At 65.1% G+C, this 11,752-nt stretch carries 11 protein-coding genes; 8 read left to right on the top strand and 3 right to left on the bottom strand.

From position 1 onward, the window contains the following. The first annotated feature begins 249 nt into the window (after positions 1 to 249). Positions 250 to 1,446, top strand: a complete 1,197-nt coding sequence (locus E8L03_RS13405; protein WP_171267627.1) for an MFS transporter — start codon at positions 250 to 252, stop codon at positions 1,444 to 1,446. Positions 1,447 to 1,464: 18 nt separating this feature from the next. Here E8L03_RS13405 and E8L03_RS13400 read toward each other — a convergent pair whose 3' ends face one another. After that, positions 1,465 to 2,682, bottom strand: coding sequence for an HAD family hydrolase (locus E8L03_RS13400; RefSeq protein ID WP_171267626.1), 1,218 nt, complete (start codon positions 2,680 to 2,682; stop codon positions 1,465 to 1,467). 140 nt (positions 2,683 to 2,822) lie between these two features. On the opposite strand from E8L03_RS13400, the gene E8L03_RS13395 reads away from it, so the two are divergent. The 6 genes from E8L03_RS13395 to E8L03_RS13370 all read left to right on the top strand — a co-directional run bounded on the left by E8L03_RS13395 (position 2,823) and on the right by E8L03_RS13370 (position 9,028). Beyond that, a complete protein-coding gene (locus tag E8L03_RS13395; protein ID WP_144234359.1) occupies positions 2,823 to 4,250 on the top strand; it encodes a DNA integrity scanning protein DisA nucleotide-binding domain protein in 1,428 nt (475 codons plus the stop codon). 109 nt (positions 4,251 to 4,359) lie between these two features. After that, complete coding sequence (locus tag E8L03_RS13390; protein WP_144234360.1) at positions 4,360 to 4,821, top strand: MarR family winged helix-turn-helix transcriptional regulator; 462 nt, start codon at positions 4,360 to 4,362, stop codon at positions 4,819 to 4,821. Then, positions 4,821 to 5,975, top strand: a complete 1,155-nt coding sequence (locus E8L03_RS13385; protein WP_171267625.1) for an MFS transporter — start codon at positions 4,821 to 4,823, stop codon at positions 5,973 to 5,975. The genes E8L03_RS13390 and E8L03_RS13385 overlap by 1 nt, the downstream gene beginning before the upstream one ends. A 29-nt stretch (positions 5,976 to 6,004) precedes the next feature. Continuing rightward, complete coding sequence (locus E8L03_RS13380; RefSeq protein ID WP_171267624.1) at positions 6,005 to 6,304, top strand: hypothetical protein; 300 nt, start codon at positions 6,005 to 6,007, stop codon at positions 6,302 to 6,304. A gap of 215 nt (positions 6,305 to 6,519) precedes the next feature. Further along, the gene (locus E8L03_RS13375) at positions 6,520 to 7,434 is read left to right on the top strand and encodes a CE1 family esterase (RefSeq protein ID WP_171267623.1); all 915 of its coding nucleotides are present in this window, start codon (positions 6,520 to 6,522) and stop codon (positions 7,432 to 7,434) included. A 157-nt stretch (positions 7,435 to 7,591) separates the two neighbouring features. After that, positions 7,592 to 9,028, top strand: a complete 1,437-nt coding sequence (locus E8L03_RS13370; protein WP_216367906.1) for an esterase-like activity of phytase family protein — start codon at positions 7,592 to 7,594, stop codon at positions 9,026 to 9,028. Positions 9,029 to 9,104: 76 nt separating this feature from the next. On the opposite strand, the gene E8L03_RS13365 is transcribed toward E8L03_RS13370, so the two are convergent. Further along, the gene (locus E8L03_RS13365; protein WP_171267622.1) at positions 9,105 to 9,899 is read right to left on the bottom strand and encodes an alpha/beta fold hydrolase; all 795 of its coding nucleotides are present in this window, start codon (positions 9,897 to 9,899) and stop codon (positions 9,105 to 9,107) included. A gap of 112 nt (positions 9,900 to 10,011) precedes the next feature. Between E8L03_RS13365 and E8L03_RS13360 the strand changes: the two genes are divergently transcribed. Continuing rightward, complete coding sequence (locus E8L03_RS13360; RefSeq protein WP_171267621.1) at positions 10,012 to 10,461, top strand: VOC family protein; 450 nt, start codon at positions 10,012 to 10,014, stop codon at positions 10,459 to 10,461. Positions 10,462 to 10,601: 140 nt separating this feature from the next. Here the strand turns inward: E8L03_RS13360 and E8L03_RS13355 are convergent, their stop codons facing one another. Beyond that, positions 10,602 to 11,576 (bottom strand): proline dehydrogenase family protein, encoded by a 975-nt coding sequence (locus E8L03_RS13355; protein ID WP_171267620.1) that lies wholly within the window; start codon positions 11,574 to 11,576, stop codon positions 10,602 to 10,604. Positions 11,577 to 11,752: the final 176 nt, after the last annotated feature.

Genomic DNA, 11,752 nt, shown 5'->3' with positions numbered 1-11,752 from the left:
GCTGCACAGCACTCGATCCCTGCTTCATTCCTTCGACCACCTTCCCCCGGAAGCTTTGTGCCCGGCGTCGTCCCGGTTGTGACGATGTCGGTATGAAAAGGCTTTTTGCACAGGGGAGATTGCAGGTGTTGCCGACTGGGAGTAGGGTCAATCGGCACTCCGGAAAATGCCGCCCCGTTACCAAACCCAGATCTAAACCGGATGCGCGACAGGCCCCGGCCCGCCCGGCTCGGGTGTCGAGGGAATGCTATGCGGCGCAGCAGACTGCTCATCATCATTTTCGTCACGATTTCCACCTTCTCCGCCATCTACGCTCCGCAACCGCTACTGGCGCACTTGGCCAAGGCGTTCCAGGTAGACGCGGCGCACGCCTCGCTCATTACCACAGCCACGCTGCTCCCCCTGGGTGTGGCGCCGCTCTTCTACGGCCTGCTGCTGGAGTCCGTGCCGGCGGAGCGCGTGCTGGTGGTGGCCGTGGGGCTGCTCGGGTTTTCGTCGCTGGGCCTTGCGGCCGCGGAGTCCTACAGAGTGTTCATGGTCTTCCGGCTGGTGCAGGGGCTTTGCGCTCCGGCCGTGCTCACCTGCTGCATGACTCTGGTGGCCAGCGCCGGCGACACGTCGGCCGAGACGCTCCGGCGATCCATGTCCATCTACATTGCGGCGACCATTTTCGGCGGCTTCTTCGGCCGGTTCATGGCCGGAGCGGTGTCTACATTGTTGGACTGGAGGGTGGCCTTCCTGGGGCTCGGGGCTACCCTGCTGTGCGGCGCGCTGCTGGTAACGGGCCTGCGCGCCGATACAAGCGCGGCCTACACGCGCATCAAGCCGGGAACGCTGCTCCAGGTGTTGCGTTTGCCCGGTTTCCTGCGGATCTACGCCATCGTGTTCTGCGTGTTCTTCGTCTTTGCCTCGCTGCTCAACTTCCTGCCGTTCCGGCTCAGTCAGCTTGGCGGCGGCGTGTCCGAGCTGCGCATCGGCGCCATGTACGCGGGCTACCTGGTGGGCATCGTGGTCTCGCTGATGGCTCCGCGCACGGTGCGAGCCCTGGGCAACGAGATGCGCGCGGTGTTGCTGGGCCTCGCGGTCTTCCTGTGCGTCACGCCCGTGTTCGCCGTGGCCGGGGCCGGGCTCTCCTTTGCGGCCATGTTCGTGTTCTGCGGCGGCATGTTCCAGGTGCACTCCACGGCGCCGGGCCTGCTGCAGCGCATGGCCGGCAGCCACCGCGGGGTGGTGAACGGGCTGTACCTCTCCTTCTACTACGTGGGCGGCGCGCTGGGCACCTCGGCGCCGGGCCTTGTGTACGAGCACTTCGGCTGGGAGACGTTCGTGCTGATGCTGGCGGGCGTGCTGGCGTTCGCGCTGATTCTGGCCGTCAGTTTGCTGGGGCTCGGAAAAACGGCAAAGACGGCGCTGCCGGTCGCGGAGCAGGCGTCGCCGCCAGTCTAAGAAGCTGGACAGGGGCCGCTACGCCAGGTCGTGCTTTCTGACGAAGTTGAGCAGGTCGCCACCTTCGAAGCGCAGCGCTGGGATATCCCGCGCCGCCGCGGCCTCCAGGTCACGGTCGGAGTCCCCGATCAACGTACTTTTATTCAAGGCGATGGACCACTGGGCCACGGCCTGGTCGATGAGACCGGGCAACGGCTTGCGGCAATCGCACGTGGCGCGATAGGGCGGTTCGCCGTGCTCCGGGTGGTGCGGGCAGTGATAGGTGGCGTCCACGTGGGCCCCGTGCTCGGCGAGCTGTGCGTCGATCCAGCCGGTGAACTCGCGGAACTCGTCCTCGGTGAAGTAGCCGCGGGCGACGCCGGACTGGTTGGTGAGCACGATGACCAGGACGCCGCTGTCGTTGAGCGCCTTCACGGCCAGGGGCGCGTTGGTGATCCAGGCAAAATCTTCGGGAGTGTGCACGTAGCCGTGGTCCTCGTTGAGCACGCCATCGCGATCCAGGAAAACGGCTGGTTTGACGCGCCATTGCGCCAGCTGTTTTTCGGCCGTGGCCAGGTCGCCGGGCAGGCGCATGTCCAGGTGGAAGCCCTGCAGGACGACGCCCTGCAGCCTGCCGGTGGAAGAAAGCTTTCTGAGCAGCGCCGTCACGGTCTCCGGTGCATCGTCCACAACGGCGTCGCGCTCCAGCACGCAGAGGCCGGAGTCCATGGCGACCGGGCCTGGCGCGCCTTCGCCGAATATGGAAGGAATGCCGCCATCGCCCAGCAGGACCGGGTGGGACGGTGTGCTCGTGGGCAGGGCAACGACGGCGGCCGCGCAGTGCTCTTTGCGCAGGAGCTCGAGGCCGAGGTAGTTGCAGTCGAAGAGCGCGCGGCCGTCCGCAAGCACAAAGGACTTGGTGATGCGCCCCTTTGTCGCGTCCAGGGCGGCGGAAAGGCCGTCCACGGCCAGATCCACGAAATTCACATCCGGAAAGAGGTTGCCAAGATGGGCGGTAAGGTCCGCTCCCCCGCTGCCGGCCGCCAGAAAGAGCCGGCGGATGCCGTGCCTCGAAAGGTTCCAGACCGTGTCCTCCAGAAGGGTGCGGCCCTGTATGGGCGTCAGCCAGGGAGGCGAGGTCTCGTCTTCGGCCGGACCGGGAAGCAGGATGAGGGCGTCCAGGTGCATGGTTTCCTCGAACAGTGATTGCCGCCACGCTCCGGGCAGCGGGCGCGGTTGGTCTATGGTCCTATTCATACGCGGCGGCGGGGCCGCTGTCATCCCCCGGCGCTGCGGATCACGTTCGCCATGGCACGGCGCGGAAGTGGACAGGGCCGCCAAAGCTGCATACCGTGCCGGTGTCTTTGGCGATAACATCCAGACCTGGGGGTAAGGGCGTGCCCCACTCTTCCTTCGAGAACCTCATCCTCTACCACATCCTGGACGGGCTGGCGGATGGACTTTCCCACTACTCCGGCCCCAGCCGCGCCGCCGTGGTCTTCCGTGTGCGCGAGGACGATCCGCTGCGGGTGTGCGATCCCCAGTTTCTGCTCGACGGGCATGAGCCCAAGCTGGGCCAGTACTTCCTGGGCTCCGAAAAATGGCGCGGCGTGGGCAGGCCGCTGCAGCCCGGCTTTGTGGAAGAGATCAACGATCCGGACTTCGATCCCGTGGGACTCATCACCTACGCGGGCCGGTCTGAGTCCTGCGCCTTTCAGATGTGGTTTACGGAGCACCACCCGGATCTGTGTTGCGCCGGCCCCACCCGCCGCTGGCTGGAGCACGCGGTAGGGCTGGTCTCGCAGCACTTTGCCACGCGCGGCATCATGTGTCCGGACACCTCCGGCTACCTGGTGCGCGAGTACTCGGCCCACGCCGTGCGCGATTTCATCGTGGACGAACGCAACCGTATCATGGGCTGGGACACGCGGCTGCGCATCTACCCCGCGCTCGATGCGGTCCTTGGCATCTCCAAAACAATGGAGGAAGGGCAATGGCCACGCGGCCGGCTGGTGTTCGTGGAGCCCTCCCTGGTGCGCACCACGCACTTCATGGCGCGCTTTCCCAGCATGGAGCAGCCGCGGATGTCCAACTTCAAGCACGTGCGCAAGCTGCTGCAGGTGACGGAAGACCTCTCCTGCCACCTGGTCTCGGACGGGGTCAACGTGGTGGGCGTCTCCAACGGACGCATCCCACGCGCTGCCCTGGTGGCGGACTACCACGGCGGGTACGGCTATCTGCACATGGACGGCACGCTGGTCTGCAGCTTTGCCGACGGCCGGTTCTCCTCCTCCACGCGGCGGGCCAAGCTGGTGCATCTGGAGGAAATTCTGCTGGAGTCCCGCCTGGACCAGAGCTCGCGCTACATGCTGTTCCAGATCGTGCAGAGCATCGTGCACGACGCGCAGGACACCAAGCACGGCTGCACCATCGTCATCGATCTGGGGGTGGAGCCCCTGACCCTGGCCGGGCAGCACATGGATGTGCCCCTGGACCTGGTGAAGGACTACAACCTGGACCTTGCCAAGTCCCTGGCGCGGGTGGACGGCGCGTTGCACATCGGCGCGGACCTCAAGCTGCACGGCTTCGGCTGCCTGCTGGATGGTCACACCGTGCCTGGCGAGAACCGTGCACGGGGAGCGCGGTTCAACTCCTCCCTGCGCTTCACGGCCGAGAACCCGGACATGGTGGCCGTGGTGGTCTCCTCGGACCGGCCGACCTCCATCATGCAGCACGGGGTGGAGCTCACCGCCGTGTGCGAGTGGCGTCCCTTGGCCGGGCAGCTTATGAAGCCCCCGCTGCTGGAAGACTGGGTGGCAGGGTAGGCCCGCAACAATGCTGACAAAATCGCAGTACACAAAAAATTGAGCCAGATGGTTGCGTGCGCAACGATCGTGTCTTATAGTTGCGACAGCAACCAATAGGGTGAGAACCATGACCACGCATCGACCACGCGAGCAATCTTTCGGCCGGTGGATATCCTTGCTGCACCGCGACTTCATTACCTACGTGACCAGGGAGTACGAGCACCTGGGCATCGGCCCGGGCCAGTTCCTGCTGCTGGCCGAGCTCTACATCGAGGATGGCCTGAGCCAGGAGGAGCTGACCGAGCGCGCGCGCATCGACAAGGCCAACACGGCCCGCGGCCTGGGACGGCTGGAGCGCGAGGGCTACGTGCGCCGGGAACGCGACCAGGCCGACAGGCGGGTGAACCGCGTCTTCCTTACGCCCAAGGCCATGACTGTGCAGGACGAGTTTTCGGCCGTGCTGAACCGCTGGACCGAGATTCTGACAGCAGGTTTTTCCGATGACGAGAGGGTCGCGATGCTTGACGGGTTGCAACGGCTGGCGCGCAATGCCGACGCCAACGTGCGTGGAGCAAGGGAGGAGTCGTAATGTCGCGGGGGCTCAAACCAACCATTCTGTCCATCTCGCTGATCACGGTGATGTCCGGCGCGGCCGTGGCCCCGGCCCTGGGGGAGATCGGCCGGGCCTTTCCCCAGGCGGACGAGACGCTGATCAAGCTCGTGCTCACCCTGGCCTCGGTCATGATCATTCCGTTCAACTTCATCTCCGGCCGCATCTGCGACCGCTGGGGCAAGCGGCGGACCCTGCTCCTGGGGCTGGCGGTCTACCTGGTGGGTGGCATGGGCGGTGGTCTGGCCTCCTCCATATGGACGCTGCTCGGCACGCGGGTGGTACTCGGCATGGGCGTGGGCCTGATCATGCCCATCTCCACGGCCCTGGTGGGCGACTTCTATGAGGGCGAGGAGCGCATCCGCACCATGGGCCAGCTCTCGGCCTCGTCCAACCTGGGCGGCATCGTCGCCATGGTCCTGTCCGGCTGGCTGGCTTCGCTCTCCTGGCGCTACTCCTTTGGTGTCTACGGCTTCGCCCTGGGCACGGGGCTGCTCGTCTTCTTCCTCCTGCCGGAGCCCAAGAGCGACGGCCGGCCCGGCGGCGGCTTCAAGAACCTGCCCCTGGCCGTGTACCTGAACGGCGCGGCCGTGTTGCTGCTGATGCTCGTGTTCTACAGCATCCCCACCAACATGGCGCTTTTCCTCCAGGCCAACCACATCGGCGAGGCCAGGCTTTCCGGCATGGTCATCGCCCTGATCACGGCGTCCGGCTTCGTGGCGGGCCTCGTGCTCTCTCGGGTCCATGGCCTTGTCGGCAGGTGGATGGTCACGGCCATGCTCGCGTGCATGGCCGGCGGCTTCTGGCTGCTCAGCGCAGCGGCGAGCCTGGCGCCCGTGGTGGCCGGCGTGGTCTTGATCGGCTTCAGCTACGGCTCGCTCTTCCCGCTCATCCTGGTGTCCATCACCGGCGCTGTGCCGCGCCATCGCACCGTGCTGGCCATGGCCGTGGCGAGCAGCTGCCTGTTCCTTGGGCAGTTCATCTCGCCCCTGGTGCTGGATGGCCTGGGCGCGATCATGGGGACGGCGTCGCCCCGACAGTCCTTCCACCTGTGCGCTCTGGGAATTACCGCGGCAATGGTCGCGGCCTTTGTCATATCGTTTCGCACACCTGCACAGTCCAACCCGGAGTGACGCCGGAGCGGCGTCGCAAGGAGGTAGCCATGTCTGAGAGTCCCCATGTGCCCGACATCACGCGCCTGTTCATCGGCGCAGGCAACGAGTTCGAGGTGGAAGTGGTCCTTGCCGGCAGCGAGGATATGTCGCCCAAGGAACCGCACGACTACCTGGAGTACATCGTGGTCGTGACCGGCGCCATCATCCTGGAGCGCAGCGACGAGGAAACGCCGCAGAAGCACGTTGCCCCGGCGCTCATCGAGCTGCCCCCCGGCACGGTGCACCAGCTCGACATCCTGGAGGACGACACCAAGTTGGTGATCATCCATCCGGATCGGACCGTGTAGCTATCCCGATTCTGGCGTCTAAATTGTTAGACATAGAGTCGGCCGTGTCCCAGACGCGGCCGGCTTTTTGCGTCTGCACGGATATGTTGGAGAATGTGCAAAGTTTTTGAATCGGCGGACACGAACCACGGAGACGCGTATATGTGAAGAATCGCAGGCCCAAGGGAAGACCAAAGGGGTCTGCGCGCCCACCACACGAGACACGGAGATGCACCATGACAATGCCTCGCGTTCTTCTGGTTTTCCTGATGCTGACGGTGCTGTCCGCTACCAGCGCCATGGCCGGTGAAGGGACCCTCATCCACAACGGAGTCGAGCGCCGGTACATCATCCGGGAGCCGCAGATTGCCGCCCTGGATCTGAAGGTCCCGGCCATCATCGTGCTGCACGGTGGGGGCGGCAATGCCGAGAGCGCCGAGCGCATGACCGGCTTTACGGAGCTGGCCGTGCCGCACGGCTGCATCGTGGTCTACCCGGAGGGCACCAGCCGTTTTTCCCGGATGCGGGGGCTGAAGACGTGGAACGCCCGCCACTGCTGCGGTTACGCCATGAAGCAGGATGTGGACGACGTGGGCTTCATCAGCGCGCTCATCGACAGGCTCGTGGCCGAGAACCATGCCGATCCCAGGCGCATCTACGTCACCGGCATGTCCAACGGCGCGATGATGACCCACCGCCTGGGTATCGAGCTTTCAGGCAAGATTGCGGCCATCGGGCCGGTGGTGGGCGGGCTGTTCGGGGATGAACCCATACCGCCGCACCCGGTGAGTGCCATGATCGTCAACGGCGCTCGGGACAAATCCATCCCGCTCCATGGCGGTCAGACCGGCGGCCGCTTCCCCGACGCCTGGGACGGGACGCCGCTCAAGCCGGCAGCCTACCAGGGCGAGTTCTGGGCCCGGGCCAACGGCTGCGGCCAGGCCACGGACAGCGCCACGGCGGGCGGCGCGGTACTGGTCCGCACCTATGCCTGCCCGCAGGGCCGCGACGTTGTCCAGTACCTCGTGCAGAAAGGCGGGCACGCCTGGCCGGGCGGGCAGAAGGGCTCGCGCCGGGGGGATACGCCGTCCAAGGCCCTCAACGCTACCGAGGTGCTGTTCACCTTCTTCATGGAGCACGGCCGGAGCTGAGCTTTCCCCAATCCATACCTTTGCTGCGCCTGTGTCGTGATGGTTTTTTCACAGTATCGGCACACGATTGTGTTCGTGGTGACGGAAGTATTCAGGATTCTCACTTTCTGAATAGGAAGTGCCGACCGTCGCCAAACACGCAACGAAGGAGTCGAATGTGGACTGGGGAAGGAAGCTGTCGATCTGTGCAATTGCCGGCGTATCGTGCCTGTGCGCGCTATCTATCGCCTGCATGCCGGCCTTTGCCGGCGGCAAGCAGAACACGGACGTTCTCGAAAAAGCGCTGAAAAACGTGCCCAAGGAAGGTGTTCTGCTGCCGTATACCGTACTGCGGGACGACCTGCCCGATACGCAGAAGCCGGGCCAGACCTTCGAGATCCGCAACGGCGGGTTCGGCTCCTCCATGACGGCGCATCCCACCGTGGCCAACCAGTTCTACGCCCTCACGGACCGCGGCCCCAACGCCTCGTACAAGGGCAAGTACGGCAACGGCAAGGTCTTTCCCACGCCCGAGTACACCCCGCGCATCGGTCGGTTCGAGCTCCGCGAGGACGGCTCCGTGTCGCTGATCAAGACCATCCTGCTGCGCCGGCCGGACGGCACACCCATCAGCGGCCTGCCCAACTCCTCGGACCTGGGCGGTACCGGCGAGACGCCATACGACGCCGAAGGCAATCCGATCCTGGCGGACAGCTCCAAGCCCTTCAACGACGACGCTGCCAGTACGGACTACAACCCGCTGCGGCTGGATGATTTTGGCCTGGACGGCGAGGGTCTCGTGGCCTTGTCCGACGGCACCTTCTGGGTCAGCGACGAGTATGGCCCGCACATTGTCCACTTCGACGCCGAGGGCAGGGAGATAGGCCGCATCAATCCGTTCTCCAACGACACACGCACCAGGATCAACCTTCCGGCCGAGTTTGCCAACCGCCGGCCCAACCGCGGCATGGAAGGCCTCGCAGTCACTCCGGATGAGACGACGTTGGTGGGCATCATGCAGTCCACCATGCGCAACCCCAGCAAGGACCTGCAGAAGCAGGACGTCACGCGCATCGTTACCGTGAACCTGAAAAGCGGGGCTATCGCGCAGTACCTCTACAAGCAGGAGAAGCCGGCCAACTCCAACTCCGAGATTGTGGCCCTGTCCGACACCGTATTCATCGTGGACGAGCGCGACGGCGGTTTCGCCCTGCAGAAGCCCGATGCGCAGAAGCACATCTACAGAATCGACCTGAGCACGGGCACGAACCTCGAAGCCGTTACCGCGGCGGGGACCATCCAGGACGAGACGCTGGGCCTGCTCATTGACGGCAAGACCGTGGAGCAGGCGGTGAAGGACGGCGGCTGGGACGCTCTGGCCGCCAAAGGCATCGAGCCGGTGCAGAAGTCCCTGGTTGTGGATATGGTCAAGACCGTAGGCTATCCGCACGACAAGATGGAAGGGCTCTGGGTCATCAACGACCACACCCTGGGCGTGCTCAACGATGACGACTTTGCTCTCTGGGCCACGGATGGCAAGCTGCACCAGAAGTACCTCGACGCCGGCACCATCGACGGCAATACCCTCTACATCGTGGACCTGAGCGCCGAGTAGCGCAATTGCTTTGAAAAGAAAGGAAGCCGGTCCTCCACGCGAGGACCGGCATTTTGTTTGGGATGGGGCCGGCGGTCTAGCTGGTTGCGGCGATGAACGCGTCCACCTCGCTGTGGAAGCGCTCCGGCTGCTCCCAGTTGCAGCTGTGGCCGCCGTCCTCCAGCAGCACCAGCCGTGCGTCCGGTATGCCGTCCGCCAGCTCCTGAGCCAGATACGGCCGCACCAGCAGATCGGCCGCGCCGTGCGTCACCAGGGTCGGGCAGGCGATCCGGCCCAGCCGGTCCATCGCATCGTGGGTCAGGCAGGCGTCCAGCTGGTACTCGAACACGGCGTAGTCGATGGGATCGGCCACGTACTCGTCCACGGCCGCGTCCAGAGCAGGCAGGTTCTTGTCGTAAAACGTGGCGCCGAACCCGACCCAGTAGAACATGCGGATGGCGGTTCGAAGGTCGCCGCACTCCATGAGCTTTACCAGGGTGGAGATGGCGCGCTTGGAGCGGGTATCCAGCCGGGCGAATGCGCTGGTGAGCACCAGTCTGCCCACGAGATCCGGATGGCGCAGGGCCAGCTCTTGGGCCACGGCTCCGCCCAGGGACATGCCCAGCACCGTGGCGGACTCCACATCCAGGGCGCGCAGGCCGGCGGCGATGCGGTCGGCCATCTCCATCGCGCCGCAGGGTTCTGTGGGTAAAGGCGTTCCGCCGATGCCGGGATGCTCCAGCGAGAGGCAGCGCATGGAGCTGGCAAAGTGCAGCATGTCGGCCTGCCACTCCTCGGCAAGGCCGCCCAGGCCGGAGATGAAAACAAAGGGTGGGCCTTCGCCGACCTCCTTGTACAGAATCGTTTCCCCATCCACAGTCATCGAGTTCATGGCGCGGCTCCTTGGTGTGCAAGAGGGTTGCCGGAGTCTGTGGCCATGGCGTACTCCAAAAAACGTTGTTTTGCACGACCCTGCCGCGAACTTTCAATGCTTCGGAGCTGTCATGCCCACACGCTTTGCCCATACCAATATTGTCAGCAAGGATTGGCGCGCCTTGTCCGCCTTCTATCAGAACGTTTTCGGCTGCGTGCCCGTGCCGCCGCAGCGCTCATTGTCCGGCGACTGGCTGGACCAGGGCACCGGCCTGACCAACGCCGTGCTGGAAGGCGAGCATCTGCGCCTGCCCGGCCACGGCGATACCGGCCCGACCCTGGAGATTTTCTCGTACAAGGAGATGCTGGACCGGCCGGAACCGGCCGCCAACCGCATCGGCCTGGGCCACATCGCCTTTGCCGTGGACGACGTGCGGGCGACATTTCAGAGTCTGCTGGAGCACGGCGGCACGGCCGTGGGCGAGGTGGTGGAGCGTGAGGTGCCCGGCGTGGGCCTGCTCACCATGGTTTACGCCGCAGACCCGGAAGGCAACATCATCGAGCTGCAAAACTGGTCCTAGAGACTACCTGGAAACTTTTTTGAAAATATCTTGAAGAAATCTTGGGCGGTAGCAGGCGTGCCGCCGCCCAGGATCGAGCAGACGCAGAGCGCTGGGCCGCGGGGGAACGGCCACCATGTTCACCGTGGAGTGGACCCTCCCTATCGGCCCGCGCCCACGGCCGCGCGCAGCACAAAGGCGAGGTTGCGCGGCGTCTCCCCGATGCGGCGGATGGAGTACGGCCACCAGGATCTGCCGAATGGCAGGTAGAGCCGCAGGCAAAAGCCTTCGTCCACCAGCCGGCGCTGATACGCGGGCCGCACGCCGTAGAGCATCTCGATTTCCCACTGGTCGCGTCGCCAGCCGTTTTTCGCAGCCACCTCCGCCGCGTAGGCGATCATGGCGTGGTCGTGCGTGCCCAGGGCCGGGTAGACGCCGTTCTCGCGCGATTCTGGAGCAAAGAGCAGGTTCACCGCCGTCTTGTACGAAGCATCGCGGGCGCTGCGCACCGTGTGGGCGATGGCCGGGGACTCGGCGAATGCGCCTTTCACCAGCCGGACAAAGGCGCCGCCTGCCGCAAGCTCCTTGAGGTCATCCATTGAGCGGTGCAGGTAGGACTGGATGGTCACGGCCGCCGGCAGGCCTTCCTGACGCAGATCATGGTACAGGGCCAGAGTCTCGCGGTTTACACTCGCGTCCTCCATGTCCAGCATGAGCGCCGGCCCCGGCGTGCGCGCCTGTGCCAATGGATGCGCAGCCGCCGCGTCGGCCACGGCCCGCGCAATGCAGAACGCGTTCTCCCGGCACAGGGACCAGGAGAGCATGGAGCCGATCTGCGTGGGGTCCACGGACACGTGCAAAGGCAGCCCGGCCTTTGCCATGGCCGGTACAGCCTGCAGCAGCGCCTCTACGTTCTCGCGCACGAGCTCCTCGGAATCCACGTACTCGCCCAGAAAAAAGAGCGAGGTGGCGATGCTCCTTTGCGCCAGCTCCTGCGCTGTCTCTATTGCCTCGGCGGCGTTGCCGCCGCCCACTAACCGCCGTGAAAAGGGCCGCACGACCCGCGAGCCGTGCATGAATTCGGTCACCGCCCGGCTGCGCGCCAGGGCGATCATCGATCGTTGCCATAACCGCATGATTCTCCTCCAGGGTTTTCCAGACCAGCTACCCCGGCGGCGTGGCCGCGTCTTGTACGTTCTTGCGCTTTGGACTATTCGGGCTTGGAGGGACGCTGCCCCTCCAGCTCCCTGCACGGGGCCATTGGCCCCTTACTGGGAGGCGTTTGCCGAGGGGCGCTGCCCCTCGGGCACCC

The sequence above is a fragment of the Oceanidesulfovibrio marinus genome, assembly GCF_013085545.1.
GTDB lineage: Bacteria > Desulfobacterota > Desulfovibrionia > Desulfovibrionales > Desulfovibrionaceae > Oceanidesulfovibrio > Oceanidesulfovibrio marinus.
The sequence above is the reverse complement of the archived record's forward strand: the minus strand, read 5'-3'. Positions and strand labels throughout refer to the sequence as shown.